General features: G+C 47.7%; 20 protein-coding genes. 9 read left to right on the top strand and 11 right to left on the bottom strand.

Annotated elements, in window-relative coordinates; all coding sequences use genetic code 11:
- Positions 1–147: 147 nt before the first annotated feature.
- Positions 148–918 (bottom strand): class III extradiol ring-cleavage dioxygenase, encoded by a 771-nt coding sequence (locus MKX75_RS27250; RefSeq protein ID WP_339167563.1) that lies wholly within the window; start codon positions 916–918, stop codon positions 148–150.
- The gene (locus tag MKX75_RS27245; protein ID WP_339167561.1) at positions 918–1,592 is read right to left on the bottom strand and encodes an alpha/beta hydrolase-fold protein; all 675 of its coding nucleotides are present in this window, start codon (positions 1,590–1,592) and stop codon (positions 918–920) included. The genes MKX75_RS27250 and MKX75_RS27245 overlap by 1 nt, the downstream gene beginning before the upstream one ends.
- Before the next feature lie 228 nt (positions 1,593–1,820).
- On the opposite strand from MKX75_RS27245, the gene MKX75_RS27240 reads away from it, so the two are divergent.
- Together MKX75_RS27240 and MKX75_RS27235 are read left to right on the top strand one after the other, a co-directional pair.
- Entirely contained in the window at positions 1,821–2,186 is a 366-nt protein-coding gene (locus MKX75_RS27240; RefSeq protein WP_339167560.1) for a glyoxalase superfamily protein, read from the top strand.
- Positions 2,187–2,250: 64 nt separating this feature from the next.
- Positions 2,251–2,790 (top strand): XRE family transcriptional regulator, encoded by a 540-nt coding sequence (locus MKX75_RS27235; RefSeq protein ID WP_076332438.1) that lies wholly within the window; start codon positions 2,251–2,253, stop codon positions 2,788–2,790.
- Between the two features lie 132 nt (positions 2,791–2,922).
- Here MKX75_RS27235 and MKX75_RS27230 read toward each other — a convergent pair whose 3' ends face one another.
- The 5 genes from MKX75_RS27230 to MKX75_RS27210 all read right to left on the bottom strand — a co-directional run bounded on the left by MKX75_RS27230 (position 2,923) and on the right by MKX75_RS27210 (position 7,539).
- Entirely contained in the window at positions 2,923–3,642 is a 720-nt protein-coding gene (locus MKX75_RS27230) for a 3-ketoacyl-ACP reductase (RefSeq protein WP_076332439.1), read from the bottom strand.
- A 244-nt stretch (positions 3,643–3,886) separates the two neighbouring features.
- A complete protein-coding gene (locus tag MKX75_RS27225) occupies positions 3,887–4,786 on the bottom strand; it encodes a DUF4097 family beta strand repeat-containing protein (RefSeq protein WP_339167559.1) in 900 nt (299 codons plus the stop codon).
- Positions 4,783–5,376: a DUF1700 domain-containing protein gene (locus tag MKX75_RS27220; protein WP_339167558.1), complete on the bottom strand. Its 594-nt coding sequence runs from the start codon at positions 5,374–5,376 to the stop codon at positions 4,783–4,785. Before MKX75_RS27220 ends, MKX75_RS27225 begins: the two co-directional genes overlap by 4 nt.
- Entirely contained in the window at positions 5,369–5,698 is a 330-nt protein-coding gene (locus MKX75_RS27215) for a PadR family transcriptional regulator (protein ID WP_076332443.1), read from the bottom strand. The genes MKX75_RS27220 and MKX75_RS27215 overlap by 8 nt, the downstream gene beginning before the upstream one ends.
- A 296-nt stretch (positions 5,699–5,994) precedes the next feature.
- The gene (locus MKX75_RS27210; RefSeq protein WP_339167557.1) at positions 5,995–7,539 is read right to left on the bottom strand and encodes an FAD-dependent oxidoreductase; all 1,545 of its coding nucleotides are present in this window, start codon (positions 7,537–7,539) and stop codon (positions 5,995–5,997) included.
- A 369-nt stretch (positions 7,540–7,908) separates the two neighbouring features.
- Here MKX75_RS27210 and MKX75_RS27205 point away from each other — a divergent pair, with 369 nt between their 5' ends.
- Positions 7,909–10,731 carry a glycoside hydrolase family 3 C-terminal domain-containing protein gene (locus MKX75_RS27205; protein ID WP_339167555.1) on the top strand — a complete coding sequence of 941 codons (2,823 nt, stop codon included), beginning with the start codon at positions 7,909–7,911 and terminating at the stop codon, positions 10,729–10,731.
- Between the two features lie 95 nt (positions 10,732–10,826).
- Here the strand turns inward: MKX75_RS27205 and MKX75_RS27200 are convergent, their stop codons facing one another.
- The 3 genes from MKX75_RS27200 to MKX75_RS27190 form a co-directional block, all read right to left on the bottom strand.
- Entirely contained in the window at positions 10,827–11,666 is an 840-nt protein-coding gene (locus MKX75_RS27200; RefSeq protein WP_339167554.1) for a methyl-accepting chemotaxis protein, read from the bottom strand.
- Positions 11,667–11,882: 216 nt separating this feature from the next.
- Positions 11,883–12,392 carry an anaerobic ribonucleoside-triphosphate reductase activating protein gene (gene nrdG, locus MKX75_RS27195; RefSeq protein ID WP_339167553.1) on the bottom strand — a complete coding sequence of 170 codons (510 nt, stop codon included), beginning with the start codon at positions 12,390–12,392 and terminating at the stop codon, positions 11,883–11,885.
- Positions 12,389–14,350 carry an anaerobic ribonucleoside triphosphate reductase gene (locus MKX75_RS27190; RefSeq protein WP_339167552.1) on the bottom strand — a complete coding sequence of 654 codons (1,962 nt, stop codon included), beginning with the start codon at positions 14,348–14,350 and terminating at the stop codon, positions 12,389–12,391. The genes nrdG and MKX75_RS27190 overlap by 4 nt, the downstream gene beginning before the upstream one ends.
- Before the next feature lie 481 nt (positions 14,351–14,831).
- Here MKX75_RS27190 and MKX75_RS27185 point away from each other — a divergent pair, with 481 nt between their 5' ends.
- Positions 14,832–16,427, top strand: a complete 1,596-nt coding sequence (locus MKX75_RS27185; RefSeq protein WP_339167551.1) for a histidine kinase dimerization/phospho-acceptor domain-containing protein — start codon at positions 14,832–14,834, stop codon at positions 16,425–16,427.
- Positions 16,428–16,589: 162 nt separating this feature from the next.
- Positions 16,590–17,528: an aldo/keto reductase family protein gene (locus tag MKX75_RS27180; RefSeq protein WP_339167550.1), complete on the top strand. Its 939-nt coding sequence runs from the start codon at positions 16,590–16,592 to the stop codon at positions 17,526–17,528.
- Between the two features lie 125 nt (positions 17,529–17,653).
- On the opposite strand, the gene MKX75_RS27175 is transcribed toward MKX75_RS27180, so the two are convergent.
- Positions 17,654–18,766, bottom strand: a complete 1,113-nt coding sequence (locus MKX75_RS27175) for a diguanylate cyclase (RefSeq protein WP_339167548.1) — start codon at positions 18,764–18,766, stop codon at positions 17,654–17,656.
- 275 nt (positions 18,767–19,041) lie between these two features.
- Between MKX75_RS27175 and MKX75_RS27170 the strand changes: the two genes are divergently transcribed.
- The 4 genes from MKX75_RS27170 to MKX75_RS27155 all read left to right on the top strand — a co-directional run bounded on the left by MKX75_RS27170 (position 19,042) and on the right by MKX75_RS27155 (position 22,601).
- Positions 19,042–19,437 carry a transcriptional repressor gene (locus MKX75_RS27170; protein WP_036612807.1) on the top strand — a complete coding sequence of 132 codons (396 nt, stop codon included), beginning with the start codon at positions 19,042–19,044 and terminating at the stop codon, positions 19,435–19,437.
- Positions 19,413–20,219, top strand: a complete 807-nt coding sequence (locus MKX75_RS27165; RefSeq protein ID WP_076332450.1) for a winged-helix domain-containing protein — start codon at positions 19,413–19,415, stop codon at positions 20,217–20,219. The genes MKX75_RS27170 and MKX75_RS27165 overlap by 25 nt, the downstream gene beginning before the upstream one ends.
- Positions 20,220–20,511: 292 nt before the next feature.
- A complete protein-coding gene (locus MKX75_RS27160) occupies positions 20,512–21,975 on the top strand; it encodes a catalase (protein ID WP_339170616.1) in 1,464 nt (487 codons plus the stop codon).
- Positions 21,976–22,184: 209 nt separating this feature from the next.
- The gene (locus MKX75_RS27155; RefSeq protein ID WP_062836853.1) at positions 22,185–22,601 is read left to right on the top strand and encodes a BlaI/MecI/CopY family transcriptional regulator; all 417 of its coding nucleotides are present in this window, start codon (positions 22,185–22,187) and stop codon (positions 22,599–22,601) included.

Here is a 22,601-nt window from a genome sequence, read left to right as displayed (position 1 = left end):
CCGGAGTCCTTGCTTACGTACTACAATGGTCTCATTATTTATAGGCGGTAACAACAAATAAAGCGTGAGCAACAGGGGCATTCCCTGTAACTCACGCTTATTGTTTATCTGCTTTATAAATGAAACTAATCTTTTACATAGTCCTCTTTATTCAAACTTCCAACAGGACAGACTAAGGTTGCCATACTGATAGGCTTTGAACAGGAGCGATGCCCGCTTGTTCTGATCTCCCGCACCCATGGCGAGTAACAGCGGTACAAAATGCTCCGGCGTAGGCACGGCAGCTTGAGCTGAAGGTGCCAGTTTATCATAGGAGAAGAGAGACGCCGTATCCCAACTCACCAGCTTGTCGTGCAGCCAGTTGTCGAACTCTGATGCCCACGGGTCAACGCCGTTACTTTCCCAGTTCAATCGACGTAGATTGTGGACGGTTCCTCCGCTGCCAATGACAAGAATGTCTTGCTCACGTAAGGAAGCGAGCGCTTGTCCAACCTGATATTGCTGCTCACCAGTCAGATAGCGGTTCACCGACAAGGAAACTACGGGAATATCTGCATCCGGGTAGAGCAGGCGCAAAACGACCCAAGCCCCGTGATCCAGGCCACGAACATCATCCGTTTGTACCGGAATCCCGGCTTCTGCGAATAGACGCTCCACCTCGGCTGAAGTCTCTGCATGTCCTTGAGCGGGGTATTTAATCTGGTACAATTCAGGCTGGAAACCGCCAAAATCATAGATGGTTTCGTAATTGGCTACCGAGGATACAAGCTGAGTTGTGGATTCCCAGTGAGCAGAGAACAATACAATTGCTTTGGGTTTCGGCAGTTCTTGTCCAAGTTTCTGCAGAAATTCGGTGTACACATTCTCCTCCAGTGCCAGTGATGGGGCACCGTGAGCAATAAACAGGGATGGCATCATTATGAATTCAGTCCTTTCGAGTCTTCGGCAGTCAGGTTCGCATCCGTCCGAAGCCATTGTTGGAATTGTTGATATAGATCGGGGGTCACCTGATGTCCACCGTTGTAAGGTACATATGTGACGTGATTGGTATGTTGACGGAAGAAATCGGCGTTATCTTCGCCCAGTTGCAGCGGGAATAGATGATCCTGATCCCCATGCGAGATGAACACAGACAGCTCCGAATCAGGTTGTAGCTTGTACTCGTCTTTCACAAATTGTGGGATGTACCCACTCATGGCTACTATACCTTTAATGGCATCTCCCATGATTAGCGATAAAGTCATGGCCATAATGGCACCTTGGCTGAATCCGGCGATATAACGCCGCGTGGGATCAATCGCATATTTGGCAGACAGATCAACAATCAACTGTTGCAGTCCCAGCACGGAGGCATCATATAATTCGCGGATGGGATTGCCGATGCTTTTGATCTGAAAATATGCATAACCTCCACCCTGAACGATAGGTCCACGGATGGCGACGATAATAAAATCAGACTGTAGCGGCTCCATCAAACGAAGCATATCCTGCTCATCCGATCCCATGCCATGTAAGGCAAAGATTACAGGGTAACGTTGATCTGCATTGTAATGGGAAGGTAATCGGACTTCATGTACATAAGGAGAATTCATTGAAAACACCACCTGATGAGGATTGAGTTACATATATCGTTTCGACAATAAAGTTCACCAATATGAAATAAATATTCTTATTTATGAACAAAATTTATCATGGTTTCATTGTAGGGTCAATACTTTTTTTGTATGATGAATATATGTTGTTTATAAGAAACCCTGAATAGTTTTAAAAGAAGTGACGCTGTGCGTGGTTCATATCTTATTCCCGAGGACGTGATCAGGATGTTAAAGCGTATCGTGCCTATTTTAAGAATATTTGATGAAAATAAAGCTAGAGAGTTCTACCTTGAATACCTGGGTTTCCAATTGGATTGGGAACATCGATTTGAGCAAGATATGCCCTTATATATGCAGGTTTCGCTCGATTCCATCGTGATTCATCTATCCGAACATCATGGAGATTGTACACCTGGAGCTGCCTTGCGCGTAGAAACGGATAACTTGGATACATTCCATGGTGCACTTCGTCAGAAAGAGTACAAACATGCGAGGCCCGGTATCGAGGAGACACCGTGGAATTCAAGGGAGATGACCGTGACAGATCCGTTTGGCAACCGGATTATATTTGTTGAGGCAAATGCCGAATAGATAACCTGAAGAAGCGAAGCGTACGTCTAGTGTTCGAAAATCAATAAAAGGGGAGGGACGAGATATGGATATCGGCTTGGCTATTCGTACGATCCGCAAGCAGAAACAGATTACGATCATGCAGATGTGCGAGGGCACGGGGTTGTCCAAAGGTTTTATCAGCAACGTGGAAAATAACAAAACGTCACCTTCCATTGCTACGCTTGAAAGTATTGCGGATTATCTGGAAGTGCCACTTCCCTATTTGTTGCTGACACCGGAGCAACGGATGAACGTGGTGCGCAAGAACGAGCGCAAGGAAACGACAGCAGGAAGTGGACAGATCAAAGTGCAGCAGCTTACCGCCAAAGGTGCAATGCGCATGTCCATTGTGGAGTTACCGCCAGGTGCTTCGACCGGGGTTAGCAAACATGCCGGGGAGGAAAGTCATCTGGTGTTGCAGGGCAAGATTCGTGCGGAGCAATGCGAAGATGTGGAAGTTCTTGAAGTGGGTGATTCGTTCACCTGGAATGCAGTTGTGCCCCATGAAGTGACTAACATTGGTGAGGAGCCTGCGGTGGTGCTTATTGCGGTGTCCAAAGAGTTAGGTTTGGACCATTTATAGAATAAAAAAGGACGGCTCCCAAGTCATGAACATGCGAACAAGCATACATGTACAATGGGAGACGTCCTTTTTTATGTTTAACGAGCAATAAGGTGCGAGAGGTTCGTTAGAAAAGACAGAGGGAGACTCTGTTTATTGCGGATTGGTCGTCCAGATGCCTGCCGCTTTGACGAAGACACGGTCCGACAGCTTGAGTGTTGCGAGTGCAAGTTCAGCTACATCTTCCGCTTGCATCATGCGATCTTCGTCACCAATTTTCAGTCCGGCATTGGTCGCAAGCTCCGTATTGACTGTGCTTGGTGTCAGCGCCGTTACACGAATGTTGGACTTACGCACTTCCTGCATCAGGGATTCGGTCATGCCGAGTAGCGCAAACTTGGATGCACAGTAAGCTGAACCTGTAGCGAATCCGCGCTCACCTGCAGTGGAAGCAATATTGATGATGCTACCGCTACTTTCCTTGATCATGCTTGGAAGGACAGCGCGTGTAACGTAATATGTACCCATAACGTTGACATGCAGGATGCGTTCCCACTCTTCTGGGTCCATATCCAGCAATGTGCCGAAGCTTGCGATACCCGCATTGTTGATCAGGATATCCACTGCGCCGAGTTCCATCTCAATAGCTGCTACAGCGGCTTCCGCCTGTGTGCGATCCGAGATGTCTGCTACAGCACTGGTTACCTTCACGCCGTATTCTTGACTGAGTGATTGTTGAAGAGCCTGAAGATCCGAAGCGGTACGTGCAATGAGTCCAATGTGCACACCTTCTTTGGCAAGTGCTTCAGCGATGGCACGGCCGATACCTTTTCCGGCACCTGTGATGATAGCTGTTTTATTTTTAAGTTCCATGTGGGTAATTCCTCCTTAGAAATGGACTAGGGCGTGTCTAAAAACTCCGAAGGAAGCAGAGTTTGCTTGCTGAATTTTCGTTCCAAGCAAGGAAGTTTTCTGCAGGCGTGCTGGGGCACGTCAAGGGAAAGTGACGCAGCATGGGGCGAAAAGGCGGTAAAAGATGCACTTCAGCGAGTTTTGAGACACGTCCTAGCACTCAATTATACTATTATTACCCACAGTTCGGAAATTGGCTTCATCACTATTTGGTAATCTCGATGCTGCCAGAAGAAGTACGGGCCTTGATCACTTCCCGGCTCACCATTGGGGATTCAGGCACATCTATACTTCCGGAAGTAGCCTTAGCATCATAGATTCCGTCAAAATCAGGTGCAGCTTGAATGAAAATATCTCCAGATGTTCCGGATGCAGTGATTGGCGCAGAATGGGACTGTTCAATATGAATGCTACCCGAGGTGAATTGTACATCCGCCGCACCATTCAATTCAGTGATCTCAATATCTCCTGATTTAATCTCACTGTTTACTTGACCGACTATCTGATCAGCAGTGAAGCTTCCGGATGTCTGTTTCACGGTCATATCTCCATCAATCATGGAAGCGTTAATGTCACCCGAAGTTAGAGCCAATTCAATATTGGGTACCTTGATATTTTCCAGACGAATGGAACCTGAGGTATTATTCAGCTCAAGCTGATTGGCATTCAGACCTGTCAGATCCCAGTCACTTGAAGAAGAATCCAGCTTAACCTCATTTAACTGGTGTCCTTCAGGCAGGGCAACCGTTATTGTGGAGTCTTGATCATTCCAATACAGGGTAAAAAATTGCAATCGATCACGTTCTGTCTGAGACAGTTGGAATGTGCCGTTGGATAAGGTGGCTTGTTCGAAGCTTTTGACTACGGCAGGGTCCCATTTGCCATCCACTTCGATATAACCATTTGAATCCGGGCTTACGACAAATTCAATATCCGCACTGAAACTCGCATTCATGACAATGTTCTGCAATTCATTTGCTTTGAAATCCCATCGTTTGGAGTAATGCTCTCGTTCATCTCCAAACTGAACCCCATAGATGGATGTCCCAAGCAAACCTATTCCGATACATATCACGGCCAAAGCAAGCCATTTCTTGGTACTCATGCGGAAACATCTCCTTTCATCGTGTTTTTATTCCATCTAATATATTGAAGAGTGACCCTTTTGAAGGCTTTAAAAACGAACTTGGATGCAATGGCAAAACAAATGCCGACACCGAAAGCGCCAATCGCAACGAAGATCTCTGCTTTATCGAGTGGGCTCAGGAATACGAAATCCACAACCGCTGCCACAGGAGCCAATACCAGCAAGGAAAGGCTGGCAATAACAAGCCATACCGACCACATCATGAGACCAAGAGGAATGCCAAGAATCAGATTCAGGAATAACAGGCCGACGGCTGTGAAGAAGTTGCGAGTGGCTCTGGTGCTGTTTATGGGTGACCGCATGTCGCGATATGTCGGTGCATAGAACGCATCTGAACCCGGCGTATGTGCGTCATATCGATCACCCAGTGCTTCCTTGGCGATCTCTTCCGGCTGTCCGAGTTCCCGAGCAATCTCTTCTTCCAGTCTGCCTTCTCGTAGTCCAAGCTCGAAATGTTGATCATAGTCCGAGAGCAACTCGGCCCGTTCCTGTTGGTCCATCGGCCGTAGATGAACTTCCATGGCCTGCATAAATTGTTGTCTATTCATTAGGAGTTCCTTCCTCAATCAGATTTGCGACATTGCGCACAAAATCATTCCACTCTGTATTCAGTGCCGTCATGTAGATGCGACCTGTATCGGACAGTCGGTAATATTTACGCGGCGGTCCTTCAGTTGATTCTTGCAGGTAGGTAGTGCAGTAACCGTCATTCACAAGTCGGCGAAGCAAGGGATACAGTGCACCTTCAGCAACTTCGATATGTTTGGAGACCGCCTGAGCCAGTTCGTAGCCATAACGATCCTGGCGGTTAATTAATACCAGGACGCACAGCTCCAATACTCCTTTTTTGAACTGGATGTTCACATTCACACAGGTTCCTCCTTAGTAGCTTCGTTTATCGCTAGTGTATATTGTTCAGTAGTAGTGAAGTCATCATAGCATTCAGTACTGTTTAATGCAAGGTAGTGATTTTAATATAGTTCCGTATCACGATTGATCGATAATCTATTCGTTTGATGCTGATGCGTAGCTGAAGCCGTCTGTATAACTATAATTCAGCATACGCAAAAACCGGATCGGTTACTTCCGTCTGGAGGCGGATTCCGATCCGGTCTGTGAGATGAACTTTTGGTTCTTCGGTTTACAGATTAATCGCTACACGTCGGTTACTCTTGTGCGTCGAGAACTTTAAGGTCTTCCACAGCAGGGCCCTCAATGACATGGCCTGCATAATCGAAGCGGGAACCATGGCATGGGCAATCCCATGAACGCTCGCCCTCGTTCCATTCCACTTCGCACCCCAAATGGGTGCACGTTGTATCCACGAGAAACAGCTTGCCACTGGTGTCCTTGTAGGCGCCAGCACGTTTGCCGTTATGACGAACGACAGCTCCTTCATCTTCGCCAATATCACTAACGTTTTTGTGCACAATGCCTACTTTACCGGAGATTAATTCCTTGGCTACATTCACATTTTCCACAATAAAATGCTTCATGCCAGGATCGGCCTTGAATCTAGCTGGATCGAATATAGCAGCATGTGGATTGTCACGACCGGTGATACGATCCGCGAGAATGTGTCCTGCCATCGTGCCAGTCGTCATCCCCCATTTGGCAAACCCGGTCGCCACATAGACACGTTCATGTCTTCCGGTAATCGGTCCAATGTACGGCACCTTGTCAATGGAGATCAGATCCTGGGCTGACCAGCGAAAAGGAATGTTGCGAATGCCAAATGTCTCCGCTGCGAACTGCTCGAGGCGTTCATAATGACCGAAGGTGCAGATGCCTTGTCCGGTTTTGTGATTTTCGCCGCCGAAGAGGATAAGTTCCTTTCCGTCATGTAAGACGGTACGCAGGGAGCGGTACGGTGTATCGTCCGAAATGTACATGCCACCTGCATACGGTTTTTCCGGTTCGACTAATACGGCGTAGGATCGTTCTGCGTGTAACCGAGTGAAATAAAATCCGGGATCATAGACGGGGAAATGAGAAGCTACGACAACGTGTTCCGCTGTTACGGAAGGTCCATCTCCATAGGTTCGTACATGCAGTGAAGCGTCTTCCTCTACATCCGTAACAGTCGTATGCTCGTAGATCTGTACCCCTTGTTTTACGGCTGAATTGAGCAAGTAGTGAAGATAGGCCAGCGGATCAAATCGTGCCTGACCCGGCATGCGAATACCTGCTCTGGCGGGAACCGGAATGGGGAGGGGATCGACCCACTCACCAGGAATATGGAGTTTGCCATAGGCGGTCAGCTCAATCTCCAGTTTTTTTATGTTTTCCTCCGATTGAATATAGACGTAGGCATCTTCCTCTGCCCACTGGCAATCAATCTGCTTTTCCTTCACCAGATTACGCATCCACTTGGCGGCATCGGCATTGCCTTCATAGTACATCCGAGCCTGTTCTTGTCCGAAGTGATGCATAATTTCATCGAATATGACACCATGCTGTGCAGATACCTTGGCGGTGGTATGGCCGGTCGTGCCATCCAACACTTTTCCAGCCTCCAGCACGACCACACGCATACCCGTCTGCGCGAGCAGATAGGCTGTAGTAATCCCGGCAATACCGGCACCAATGATCGCCACATCGGCAGTAATATCTTCGGTCAGTTTCGGATAAGCATCGAATTCATGCGTCGCACGCCACAGTGATTCCGGAACGGGGGGCAGACCTGTCTTGGGCTGCTGATTGTCACTCATTTTTCTTCCTCCTTCATCATCTTCAATCTATCGAATGGGATGTTGTTCAGCGCACGTCGTTGTACTCTTATTCATGATTGCCAGACTGTGCCAGGAAAAAACGGTACTGTTGAGATTTTGCAGAGGGGATGTTCACAATTTCCTGCGCAGAACCTCTGTTTTTTTTGCTAAACATGCTTTATGATAGGATTACCGAAACCGTTTTAGGTTTTGGGGTGAAAGTAGAGTTTTATACCTGTAAACCTTGATTATAAAAGGATTAATTTATCCATCGGAAGAACGAATTTATCCGAATTAACCCCCGTTTTTTATTCAGATATGTATTCGCTATCATTACAATCCATTACCCATTATCAAAGGAGATTCCATATGACGACCAACCAAACGAAATATCCGTTTCAAGATACAGCACTAGAGTTAGACACCCGGGTGAAGGACCTTGTATCCCGCTTGACGGAAGATGAAAAAATTGAATCCATGCTGCAATATCAGCCAGCAGTAGATCGCTTGGGTGTACCTGCATACAAACACGGAACAGAAGCGGCACACGGCTTGGCTTGGCTTGGAGAAGCAACATCTTTCCCACAACCGGTGGGGCTTGCATGCACATGGGATGCGGATCTGATGAAGGAGATTGGCTCCGTACTCGGAGACGAGGCGCGTGTATTTTATAAACGCAATCCGGCAGTGAACGGTCTTACGCTGTGGGCACCTACAGTGGATATGGAACGTGACCCGCGCTGGGGACGGAATGAAGAGGCGTATGGTGAAGATCCGGAACTGACAGCCGAGCTGACGACAGCATTGGTCAAAGGAATTCAGGGCGACCATCCAAAGTATTACAAAGCGGTCGCTACCTTGAAGCATTTCCTTGCGAATAATAATGAAGTGGATCGCGGAAGCGGTTCGTCCAGCATTGATCCTCGCAACATGCGTGAATATTATCTGAAAGCGTTCGAGAAGCCATTTAAGGAAGGCGGCGCACAGTCCATGATGACTGCGTACAACTCCATTAATGGTACGCCAGCGTTGTTGCATCCATTTGTGAACGAGATTGTCAAAGGTGAATGGGGCATGGATGGTTTCGTTGTCAGTGATGCAGGCGACGTCATGGGCATCAAGAATGATCATAAATACTATGATTCCCACACACCAGGTACGGTAGAGTCTGTTAAAGCCGGAATTGATAGCATCACCGATGATGCTGATCTGTCCAAACAGGCACTGCGTGAAGGATTGGAACAAGGTACACTCACGATGGATGACATCGACAAGGCTTTGTTCAATACGTTCCGTGTGCGTTTCCGCCTGGGTGAGTTCGATCCGGAAGAAGGCAACCCGTACGCTGCGATCGGTGAAGAGTCCATGATGACGGAGAAAGCAAAAGAATTGTCCCTCAGAGCCGCGAGAGAACAAGTAGTGTTGCTCAAAAACGACAAAGGCACGCTCCCGCTGGACAAAACAAAAGCAGGTAAAGTGGCTGTGATTGGTCAATTGGGTGGAACCGTCTATCGTGACTGGTATGCAGGCACCATGCCGTATAACGTATCCCCACTTGAGGCGATCCGTGACAAAGTAGGCAGCGACAAAGTGACGTTCAAGGATGGAAATGATCGCATTACGTTAACTTCTGTAGCCAATGGGAAGAAGATTGGACTGGCGGATGGTGAGAAATCACCTGTGATTGCTTCCGAAGAAGCGGAAACGTTCATGGTGTCCGACTGGGGCTTCGGAAGTTATACCTTGCAGGCGGAAAGCAACGGCAAATATCTGACCACAGATGAAGAGACCGTAACGGCTTCCGCTGATGAAGTGTACGGCTGGTTCGTGAAGGAAGTATTCCACCTGTTGCCACAACAGGACGGAAGTGTAGGTCTGACGACTTGGAATGGCAAAACGGTGACTGCACCTAATGGTGGAAACGATGCATTCGCAGTGTCCGAAGAACTGAAGTCTTTCGGTGCTACAGAGACATTCAAGCAGGATGTGATTGTGAATGGACTTGAGGAAGCAGTAGCAGCTGCCAAGGCTGCGGAAACGGCGATTGTCTTTGTCGGTAATAATCCGCTTGTCAATGGTAAAGAAGAGATTGATCGTCCAAGTCTTGATCTCGCCGAATCCCAGCAACGTCTGGTTGAGGCGGTCTATGCCGCTAACCCGAATACGGTAGTTGTCATCGTGGGTAGTTATCCGTTCACATCGAATTGGGTTCAGGAGAACATCCCGGCGGTATTGTATACTTCGCACGCAGGACAGGAACTGGGTAACGCCGTGGCTGACGTATTGTATGGCGACTATGCGCCAGCAGGCCGTTTGAACATGACATGGGTACAATCGGCAGATCAACTGACCGACATCAAAGATTACGATATTATTCAATCCGGTCGCACGTATCAATATTTTGAAGGCAATGTACTGTATCCGTTTGGACATGGTCTAACGTATGCAACGTTTAAATACAGCAATTTGGAACTTAGCCCAACTCAAGTGGGTACAGAGGGCAACGTTACGGTAACTGTGGATGTGACTAATACCGGTTCAGTGGCTAGCGACGAGGTTGTACAGTTGTATGTTCGTGCAGGCAAATCCCGAGTGAAACGTCCACTCAAAACGTTAAAAGGATTCCGTCGTCTTCATATCGAAGCCGGAGCTACAGTGAAAGTCAGCTTCACCTTGCCTGTTCAGGAACTGGCAATCTGGGATGTAACTCGTGATCGGTATGTCGTGGAAAACGGAACATACTCCATCATGGTTGCCAAGTCATCCTCCGATGTTCAGCTGGTTGCAGACCTGACGGTAGAAGGAGAGACGATCCCTGCTCGAAATCTGGGCGTAGCTACCCGTGCTGAGAATTATGATGCTTACCTGGGTGTTGACCTGGATGAGAGCAAAGAGGGCGGAAGTGCTGTCCGCGTAATTGGAGAGCAAGGATGGATTGCCTTTAAGGATGCGGATCTGGGTAGTGGGGCAGCAGCAATTGAAGCTCGTGTATCCGCAGAACAAGCAGGTGCTGTGTTGGAAGTGCGACTCGGTTCACCGGAGGGTACGCTCGCAGGACGTGTGGAACTTGCGCAAGGCGAAGCCCAGCAGTGGTCTACCGTTAAGGCAGAACTCACGGGTGCATCAGGTGCACAGGATGTATACATTGTGCTGTCCGCAGGCGTACGCATCAGCCACTTCGAGATTCGCTAAGTTGAATAGCTAATGAAAAAGCCTCCGAATGTATTCGGAGGCTTTCGTTTGTTGTGTGATATGAACCGTGCTTGTATTGTCCCTTAAACGTATTTTTATTTTCCGTCAAACGAAATCATTTTTTGCACAAATTGCTTCAATTGCTTGTTGGTTTCATTTAACTGCTCAATCGTACTCATAAAATTGTTTACGAGTTCAGCCTGCTCTTGGGAGCTTGCGGTGATCTCACCAAGTTCATTCTCCATGCCCTGAATGGATTGGCGAACTGACAGAAGAGAATCTTCAATGCGGGCCGTCGCTTCCTTGGTATCCACAGACAGTTTGCGAATTTCTTTGGCGACAACGCCGAAACCTGCACCGGCTTCACCTACACGAGCAGCTTCAATAGCTGCATTCAAGCCGAGCAGATTGGTTTTTTCAGAGATTTCACGAATGAAGCTGGCGACTTGAGTGACATTGCCTGATTTCTGTACAGCTTGTTTGGAGTTGTTCCGGATCTCTTCGGTAGTGGCACTGAGCTCCTCGGAGTGTGCGGCTACATGTTGTACACTGTCAATTAACTGGTTGGTCAGATTTTCGGTAGCATCCATGAGCTGTTGCAGCTGATCCTGGTCATCCATACTGTAGAGCAGATTAAACAGGGCGATGACTTCACCTTGTTCATTTTTAATGGGGATAAATGCTACGTCAAAAGGAACACCGAATATATCCTTGGAGTAGTGATCGAATCGTTTGACTGTACCGCCGTTCAGATCTGCAAAATTTCGATTTACATCCAACAAAGGGTCTCCGGGTTGATACTTCAGTTGCTTTAGCGATTCACCTGCTGAAAAATACAGGAATTTCTCGTGATCAATAACGGATAGAGTCACATCCTGACGGATGGTGTCTCGAAAGAAAGGCATACATGTAATTAATGCTTGAACAATATCCATATAAAAGGTTAATCCTCCCTGGCTACCTTATGTAAACGGTTAAATTTTAAATGCTAAATTACTAACTACCTATATAATATATCGTCATGCAATAGAGAAGAAAGTAGAGAGAATGATAAAACTTATTTCTTTAAAGAAGACCGCTATACGCTAACAAGGCACGAGTCCGCTGGGGACCCGTGCCTTGTTAGTTGGTGAGGGGAATAAAACCAATGTTTACAGCATACTGAGTTGCATTGTAACGATGGTTCGAGTGGCTAGTGTTGCACTGACATCAATCAAACGCTGATTCCGACTGCCACGGAAGGGCAGCGAGACATCACGCTCCGATTCAACGTATCGACCGTCAATAATGACATCGCACAACCGGGCAAGCTCCGCTCTCGCAGGGTCGGTGACCAGCTCTTCATATTCGAATCCTGTGTAGGCCCATACCGTCATATCAGGACGTGCAGCCCGAAGCTGCTGGACCCAGGACGTACATTCTGCTGCCGAGAAAAAGGGATCACCACCACACAACGTAACGCCATCCAGCAACGGATGGTTCGTCACTTCATACAGAATCTGCTGCTGCCGCTCTTCTGTAAAGGGCTCACCCGCTCGAAAGCTCCACGAATCCGGACTGAAGCAGCCCGGACAGGCGTGACGGCATCCGCTGATGAACAACACGGCACGCAGGCCTGTCCCTTCATTCACCGATTCCGGGATGTATCCATACAGATTCACCGGTGCTTCACCCGATCCCGTACTTCGGCCTGTTTCGCAGCATTGAAGCGTACTTTGTAATCTCCGGTCAGATAGCCGGTTACGCGGCGTAACCGCTGGAAGTGCACATGGTCCTCATGGACTTCACAACCTGGGCATACATCCCCGATGACCCCTTCATAACCACATGCAGGGCAGCGATCAATCGGATGGTTAATGGAGAAATAACCGATATCTTGTGCCAGTGCATACTGTACGATCCGCAGAAAAGCTGCGGTGTTGGCTCGAACGTTTCCATCAAGCTCCACATAGGAGATTGCACCCGCATTACATAACGTGTGGAACGGAGCCTCCAGCTCAATCTTCCGATAAGCTGGAAGCGTGTGATAGACCGGAATATGGAATGAATTCGTATAATACTCCCGATCATTAACTCCAGGAATGATGCCATAGCGCGCTCTGTCGATCTTCGTGAATTTGCCGGACAATCCCTCAGCCGGTGTGGCAAACAGGGTAATATTCAGGTTATGCTGCTCGCTCATCCGGTCACAGAACTCTCTCATGGTTCGAATAATGTTCAGCGCTTCCCGATGTACATGAGGGTCCTGCCCGTGATGGCGCCCATAGAGAGCTGTCATACATTCAGCCAGACCGATGAAACCAAGGGATAACGTACCGTGTTTCAGCAGATCGGCAACAGGCTCATTCGGAGCGAGCTGTTCGCCACCTTCCCATACACCCTCCCGCATCATGAAGTCCGATGCCTTGGCAGGTTGCACAGTCTGGATACGGTAGCGGTGCAACAGACCGTCAGCAGCATTATGCATCACGGATTCGAGGGCGGTGTAGAAACCTGCCCGATCGGCAACGGCTCTACTGCCCTGGCAGATGCCAAACCGGATGCCGAGCTTGACCAGGTTGATGGTATTGAATGACAGATTTCCCTTACCACTCTGACGATTACGCCCAAACCGGTCAGCCAGTGTACGTGTGCGGCATCCCATGGTGGCGATGATTGTATCCGGATCTTCCGGATGATAGAAGGGCAGGTTGAAGGAGGCATCCACATTGACAAAGTTGGGATACATCCGCCGGGATGAACAGGTGACTGCGAGACGGAATAAGTCATAGTTTGGCTCACCCTGAGCTTGATTGATCCCCTTTTTGCACTGGAAAATATGTTGGGGGAACACAGGTGTCTCCCCGTTGCCCAGACCACGTATAGTCGCTTCCAGCAATGAGCGTGATACTAACCGACCTTCCGCTGATGTGCATAATCCATAGTTCAGTGAAGTGAAAGGAATCTGTCCACCTGCCCGACTGCTCATCGTATTCAGGTTATGAATCAGCGATTCAGCAGCTTGTCCTGTCTCCAATTCAGTCTCTTCATAGGCGAAGGCATATGCCCGCGGACATTGATTCTTCGCTTCGATGCTGTCCAGATGAAGCTGTTCATCCTCAAGCAGGACATTCTCACCAAAGAGGCGTTGCCCTTTGCGGTAATGTTTGCGGAACGATCGCTGTACATAAGGCGCCAGATCCCAGTCAATCTTATTAGCTGATACACCGCCATATTGACTGTTCTGCTGGGATTGGAAGATGATCGCAACCAGAGCCATGGCAGACATGATCGTCTGAGGTGTGCGAACCGATCCGTTGCCTGTGTTGAAACCTGCAGCGAGGAGACGGTCAAACGGGATAAAGATACAGTTGGTCGTTCCGAGTGCATACTGATCCAGATCGTGTACATACAGATCCCCGTTCTCCACAGCTTGAGCAAGCTCTTCCGGCAATACATGACGCAGAGCATGCCACTTGGCGGTCTCCGAACCGAGTCTGCTCATCTTGCCGCTGAAGGAGTCTCCGTTCAGATTGGCATTTTCCCTCAGCGTATCGGCGTCTTCTGCGCCAATAATTCGTCGTCCCAGGTCGGATAATAGATCGGATGCCGGTGGAGTGGCATACTCAAGCATGTTCATGTAAGGTTCCTCCTAAAATGATTTCGGATATCATTCAATTTCCACATAACACTATATGTAGATTCGTATTATCCATTTATAAACTATATGTGGTTATTTGGGTGTGATAATGATCACATAGCTGATTTGGCAATATGGACGTTCCTTTAATTGCTGCGGATAAAGGTTCCCAAAGTCTGAGCGGAAGCGTATAATTTCTAGTTATTCTGCAAGTATAATATCCGAAGTCGGACAAGATGGGTTTTGATCAATACGAAGAGGAGATTTGACATGACTTTTCGGTTATTAAGCCATCCGTTTAAGACCTGCTTTTGTCCAAAAATGGGCTATGGGCAGGGAGTATGATTCTCTTATACTTCTACGGTGTTAATCATATAAGTATAGATTGTGACAGTTATTCGGATTTTTGATGACCCCTGTACGTGATTAAACATTCTGATATACAGATTTGAAAGTGCAGCTAAGATAAGAGGGGTGAATCATGGGGACGGCAGAAGGCATTACGAGAGGCTTCTATGAAGATATAAAGGAAGCTGCGGCCCATATCGTAGACGTATTAAGCGGTATATTGAAGGTCAATACCATCTTCGTTGCCACGAATGACGGGGTAACGAATGTCATTTTGGAGGCCTTTAACCGTACGGAAGAGTTAATCGTTAAAGGTAGTGTACTTTCATTTAACGAATCATATTGCAGTCTGGTATTAAGAGATAAGGGCAGTGTTCTTACCATTCAGAATACATGTGAACATCCGATGACACGATCTATGGATGTCACGAGTGGGCTCGGGAATCGTTTCTTCGTTGGCGTGCCCATCATGCGAAGATCCGGCGAAACATTCGGTACTATTTGTCTGATGGATAATCCTGATTACGTGATCAGCGAAACCGACATGAAGACACTGAATGCGATGGCTGTGTTCCTGGGTTATGTTGTCGATCTGGAGAGCACGCTGCATGTACAGGAACGGAAGCTTAGTGATTCGGAACAAATGCAAGAGCAGCTCCAGGCAGAGAAGGAACGAGCCGAATCGGAGGCCATGACCAAAGCGCAGATGCTAAAGCTGATGAGTCACGAGATTCGCAATCCGTTGAACGGCATCCTTGGACTGACGGATCTGATGCGTACTCCGGATATGTCTGAGGAGCAGTCGGAATATGTGAACATGATTGAGACGAGCGGCAATATCCTGCTCTCCTTGCTTAATAATATGATGAATTTCAATATTAATGAGGCAGGTAAAACCGTTATACATGATGATCCGTTCGATCTGGTCGGCACTATTGAGAATACCGTCTATCTCTATGCCGGGATTGCGGCGGGCAAGAACATTGAGTTGGGATTAAATCTCAAACTGAATGTGTCGCAAGTGTTCGTTGGTGATGAAGTCAAGATTGGACAGCTGCTTGCACATGTCATTCAGTATGCTATGGATTCAACGCGTGAAGGGTCGGTTCTGATCACGGCAGTGGTGAACGGAGAAGAGACTGAGGAGACCGGTACACTTGTGCTCAAGGTGAGGTACACGGGCCAGATGTTATTGGATATCCAAAAACTGATTGGAAGCAATCTGGGTTTGGCGGTAAGTCAGAATCTTGCTATTCTCATGCATGGCCGTATTCAGGTGGATCGTATGATGGAGAATGAGACGGAATTTCAGATTAGCCTTCCATTACGCAGGTACTGGGAGTTGCCACAGCTGGCAAGTGTTCAGCAGCGGTTAAAAGGCAGAAAGGTATTGCTTGCCAAAGACCCTGATATTCTGCAAGGCGTTTCTTCCCTGATGCGCAGATGGGAGATGGATGTGCATATGACCTCCGGTTCGACCGTAGCGCATGATTGGATCAAGGAAGGCTTCAAGCCGGATGTGGCCGTTGTAGATATGGGATTACGGGAAGGTGGCGCAGTCGATTTTGTACATGAACTGAAACAGCGGCTGGAGAATCTGCCCGTCCTTGCTCTGGTTCCCTATGGTATGCATATTGCCCTGCATGAAGCCGAAAGCTTTGATGCTGTTCTGACGAAGCCGGTCAGACAGGCGGATCTGTTGAACGCATTAAGTATTACGCTGCCTTAATTACGCAGACAGACGAATATAAATTTCTTAATTTGGCGCACCTGTTATAGGTGCGCTTCTTTGAATTTCCCATTTTCTGAGCCGAAGCCCTTTTATTCCGAGCTGGTTACGTTACAATAGAATGTGAACTTCATCTTTATAACCAACAGAGGAGGATGCACATTGGATTATCGCAGATTAGGTGGAAGCGGACTGAAAGTGAGCGAGATCAGCCTGGGAAGCTGGCTGACGTACGGAGGGTATGTGGAACGTGAAAATGCGGTGAAATCAATTGAAACTGCATTCGATGAAGGTATTAACTTTTTTGATACAGCCAATGTATACGAACGGGGTGCAGCGGAAGAACTGCTGGGGCAGACGCTCAAAGCATACTCCCGTGACTCCTATGTGCTTGCAACCAAAGTATTTGGCAAAATGGGTGATGGTCCGAATGACCAGGGCCTGTCTCGCAAACATATCAAGGAGCAATGTGAAGCCAGCTTGAAGCGCTTAGGCGTTGAATATGTGGATATCTATTATTGCCATCGTTATCATACAGAAACACCGATTGAAGAAACACTTCGTGCGCTCGATGATCTGGTGCGTCAGGGCAAAGTGTTGTATGTTGGCGTCAGCCAGTGGACTGCGGCTCAGATGGAAGCTGCGTTGGGTACAGCAGATCGTCTGCTCCTGGATCATATCGTGGTCAATCAGCCGGTGTACAACATGTTTGACCGATATATCGAAAATGAGATTATTCCGCTGGGTGAACGTAAAGGCATCGGACAAGTTGTATACTCTCCGCTTGCTCAAGGTCTATTGACCGGGAAATACACATCCGTTTCCGATATTCCGGAGAACAGCCGTGCTGCCAAGCTGGGCTGGGACGAAGGAAAAATCAATGCGGATCGCATCGGGAAAGTTCGTCAACTGATTGAAGTGGCGGACAAGCTGGATCTGAAGGTTGGCCAACTGGCCCTGGCCTGGATTCTGCGTCAGAACAATGTGTCCAGTGCACTTGTAGGGGCGAGTCGTCCCGAGCAGGTAAAAGAGAATGCGGCTGCATCTGGCGTGAAGCTGGATGCTTCTATTATCGAGGAGATTGAACGAATCCTTGCGTAATCTCCTGTCAGCACATGAGCTCGGATGATATGTAATCATCCATAAGCAAAGGGATGTCCTGTACGCCTGAATGGCGAACGAGACATCCCTTTTTGTGAAGTGGAACATAAACGTGATAACAGGCTTTAAAGCGTAAGAGGCAGAGAACGAAGTGGTAAGGCACACACTCGATTACGTCCTGTGTTCTTGGCTTCATATAATGCACGGTCTGCCTGCTCGAAGAAGTCGTTATCATCATGATCATCACAATGATCCGGATACACAGCTACACCAATGGAAATGGTCAGACGTATCGTGTGCCCGTCAGGAAGGGCAAATTGATATCTCTCTACCCCTTGGCGAATCGATTCAGCGATAGCCATGGCCTGTCGATGTCCACAGTCGAGCAAGAGAATGGCGAATTCTTCACCACCGTTTCGTGATACGATATCGGTGGAACGCGCATGTTCAACGAGCAGTTGGCCGAGTTGCTTCAGAACGGCATCGCCGGCAGAATGGCCGAATGTGTCATTTACTTTTTTGAATCGGTCAATATCGATGGCCAGCAAGGATAGCTTTTGTTGGTAATCCCGTGCATGCTGAAGCTCCGATTGAAGTGATTTTTCGAACTGTCGCCGATTGCTCAGATTGGTAAGGTGGTCGGTAGATGCTCTTCTTTCCAAAAGAAATAACATTTCATTGGATTTATTAATGAATTCTGCGATGAAATAGATAAAGATTCCACCGACAAAGGAAATGGTCATCTGTAACGGATATACCTTCATTAATGAATTCATGCTGTCCGTGTTCAGCATAAGGATGATAAAGATCAACGTTATGCCCAGCAGATTCATCGTAATAATTTTGGTCAATCTGGACCAGGAAGCATAGGCGAAATATACACCGGACAGTCCGATCAGCGTCATGACAAATCCTGCATCAATAGCAGAGGAAGATATGCCAAACATCAGAATACGAAGGATCGAGATAACGAGTCCCGTAATGACCGAAGCCAGTCCTCCCAGATATACCGCTGCGGTGACGATGGCCAAATGCCGTAGATCTACAATTGTACTTTCGTTCAGAGGGAAGGAATAGTTCATGAGTACTGTGCCATATATGCCGAATAATAAGCCGCCAATCAACTGAACACGTAATGAGGGAAAAGGCAATCGGATACTATAGAACTTGGCGATGATTCCGGACACGTACATAAACGTAATTATGACACAGATATTAATGAAAAAAGTGCTAAACAACCGACATTCCCCCTTTTTACGCACATCCCTATATTTTATCTGAAAAATGATGCTGTAGCGAACCATATTATCCCAAATTCTTGAGGGGATTGCTGGGAAAGGCATTTTTAATTCCATATCCTGCTTATTGGCATGAATGTTGACTTCATTATACAATGAGATTTATACTTAATCTAAATCAAAATTCATTCCTTCTTTTATGGGGAAACTATCGTAAGTAGAAGATCAGCGTCTGATTTCATATAAAATGGATCAATAATAAAGGAGAAATGGTTGTGAGAACTTTAAATCTGACGATACAACGACAAGCGGTGTATGATGTGGTGCGCCATTCGGAGGATCACCCGACAGCTGCTGACGTCATGAATCGACTCGTGGAACAAGGATATAATCTGGCCTATGGTACGGTATATAATTCTCTTCGTTATCTGACGGACAAAGAATTGATCAGGGAGCTTAAGCTTGGGGAGACAGCAAGCCGGTACGATGCCCGCATGGATGATCATCAGCACATTATGTGTGAAGTGTGCGGCAAAGTGGACGAGGTGATGACGGAGGTTCCTCCACAATGGATGAAACAGGTAGCTGAAGAAACCGGATATGCAATCGACCATGCTCATGTGGTCTTTGGAGGTGTCTGCGGGGAATGCAGAAACAAACGGATCAAGTAAAAATAAAGCTGCCTGGCCGTCGTTTACCTCTGCGGGTTAAACCAGCCTTGTCCGATTCAGCACCTCTTGTGGACAATTGCCCTGTTACACGCCGTGTTATTCTAATCAGCCCGATGCCAGGGCAAGTACATGAACTGGTAAAGGCCTTGACGGATAGCTGCTTCGATGTGCTGGTCTTTCACCGCTGGGAACCGGATCTGCATGAACGTCTTGTCTTCGACCTGTTGATCTATGATCTGTCTGTTGCAGGAACCATCGATGCATTCGCTGGGATCAGCAGCCGATTGAACCGGGAGGCGGAACATACCACGCCTTGTCTGTATCTGGTCGGTGAGAAGATGATCGGCAGCGCGAGTGGACCGATGCTTCAGGAGGAATTGCTGGTGTGGCCTGCACGCCCGCAGGAAGCTCTGTACCGGGTGCAGCGTATGATTGGCAACAGTCCTGCTCTGCCCAAACGTGGATTTTTGCCTGAGGAAGGGCAGCGCATCGGATTCAAGGATCTGTGGCTCGATCGTGAACGAATGAGTGTGCAGCGCGATAATAACCGAATTCACTTGACCAAGACCGAATATGATCTGTTGCTCAAGCTGATCGATGCCAAAGGTGCAGTCATTTCCCGTGAGGAAATGCTCAGTGATATCTGGGAGACGGACTTTACCGGTGGAAGTAATGTGGTCGATGTTCATATTAAAAGCTTGCGCAAAAAATTGGGCGATAACGCGTCTTCGCCGCAATATATCGTAACAGTAAGAGGAGTGGGCTACCGCCTGGCGGATTAGTCCGCCTTTTTTTTGCCCAAATTTAATCTTTCACTTCATGTTTTTTCGGGTACTAACTAATAGATAGGCAGATCAAAATCATTCCCTTAGAAACATTAATCATGCTTCATTCATGAAGTGTGCAAGAACCTCATCTTAATCTCATGTGAACCTCATGCAAGAGTAGAGTGGGACATGTTAGAATCAATTTAACAGTTAGATCAAGTCTAAATGTATATTTAAATCGAAGCCGAATATGATTTTAATAGTAGATATATAGCAGCCGTGAAACCCATTAGAGGAGGACGACATGATGACAGAACGTATGACAACCAATCAGGGCGCACCCGTAGGTGACAATCAGCATTCCCGCACAGCAGGTAGAAGAGGACCGACACTGCTTGAAGACTACCATCTCATTGAAAAAATAGCCCACTTTGACCGTGAACGTATTCCAGAACGGGTCGTACATGCAAGAGGAGCAGGCGCTCATGGCGTATTCACACTGGAGCAGAGCATGAAGGAGTATACAACAGCTGACTTCCTGCAAGATCCGGGTACGGAGACCGATGTACTGGTTCGTTTCTCGACTGTTATTCACGGTACGGGATCACCAGAGACTGCACGGGATCCACGTGGATTTGCCGTCAAATTCTACACGCGTGAAGGCAACTATGATCTCGTCGGTAACCATCTGCCCGTATTCTTCATTCGTGATGCCATGAAATTCCCCGACATGGTTCACTCCCTGAAGCCAGCTCCGGATACGAATATTCAGGAACCGGCGCGATATTGGGACTTTATGACCCTCTCACCAGAATCAACGCATATGATGACCTGGTTGTTCTCTGATCTGGGCACACCGGCGAATTATCGGGAGATGGATGGATTCGGCGTACATGCTTTCAAATGGATCAATGCACAGGGGCAGGTTCACTATGTAAAATATAAGTGGGAGTCTGCACAAGGGGTTCGAGGCTTCTCTCGTCAGGAAGCTGCCGAAGTACAGGGACAAGACTTTAACCATGCTACCCGGGACCTGCATGAACATATCAAGAACGGGCAGTACCCGCAGTGGAAGCTTCAGGTACAGCTGTTGAAGCCTGAGCAGATGGATGATTTTGCTTTTGATCCGCTCGATCCAACCAAAACCTGGCCTGAAGATGTACTGCCATTCCATACGGTGGGCACCATGACCCTGAATCGGAATCCGCAGAACTTCTTTGCTGAAGTGGAGCAGGCTGCCTTTTCACCTAGTGCGCTTGTACCTGGAATTGAGCCTTCCGAAGACAAATTGCTGCAAGGACGCTTATTCTCTTATCCAGATACACAGCGGCACCGTCTTGGACCGAACTATTTGCAAATTCCAGTGAATTGCCCGTACGCACCTGTTCGTAATCATCAGCGTGATGGACTCATGAATGTGAATCAGGACCCATCTCCGGTGAACTATGAGCCCAACAGTTCCGGAAACAGCCCGCAGGAAGATCCGGCATACCGGGACAGTCAGGTTCCGTTGCAAGGGCATGTTACACGTGAGAAAATCGAGAAGACGGATGATTACACGCAGTCAGGAGAGCTTTTCCGTTCATTTACCCCTGTAGAGCAGCAGCATTTACTGGATAATCTGATCAATGACCTTAAGGGCGTATCTGTTGATATTCAAATGCGTGCCCTCTGCCATTTCTTCCGGGCGGATGGACAGCTTGGCGGACGTTTGGCTCATGGACTCGGTGTGGATATTTCTGCACATATGCCGTCACAGGATGGAAAATAAAAATACAGTTTAACCATGTTCTACAACATCATATGGGCTGATTTTCGGTGAAGATCGGGCAGAACCGCGAACGTGCGGAACTCCCGGTCTTTCGCTTTTTTTGCTGAAATGGAAAACAAATTTACAAATCATTTACATAAAATAGCTGACATAGAGGTTGACTTCTCATATGATGGCACTACAATGGGTAGTGTGAGGGGTGTCAGAACATGAGAATACACAATTTTAAAGTGGGTGAGCGTGGGCTCAACCGATTTTTCGGTCCGCTGGAAGCCAAGATCATGGACATTTTATGGGCTCGTCCTGGCAGCAGCATCCGTGAAGTGCAGACCGCACTTGAACAAGACAAAGACGTCAATTTTAATACAGTCATGACCGTAATGAACCGGCTCGTGGACAAAGGACTGCTTGGCAAGACACAAAAGGGCAGAACATCTATGTACCAACCGGTACAGAGCAAGGAGGAGTTTATGAACGACCAATCCAAGGAACTGTCACATGAGTTGGTGGATGAATTCGGAGCGTTGGCATTGAATCATATGCTGGATGCGCTGGATGAAGCAGATGCGGGTCTGATTGAACGCCTGGAACAGAAGATCAAACAATGGAAAAAGGATAGCGATTAA

Origin of the sequence: Paenibacillus sp. FSL R5-0341, assembly GCF_037975235.1 — a bacterium.
Taxonomy (GTDB): domain Bacteria; phylum Bacillota; class Bacilli; order Paenibacillales; family Paenibacillaceae; genus Paenibacillus; species Paenibacillus amylolyticus_A.
This window is presented reverse-complemented; position numbering and strand designations above follow the sequence as displayed.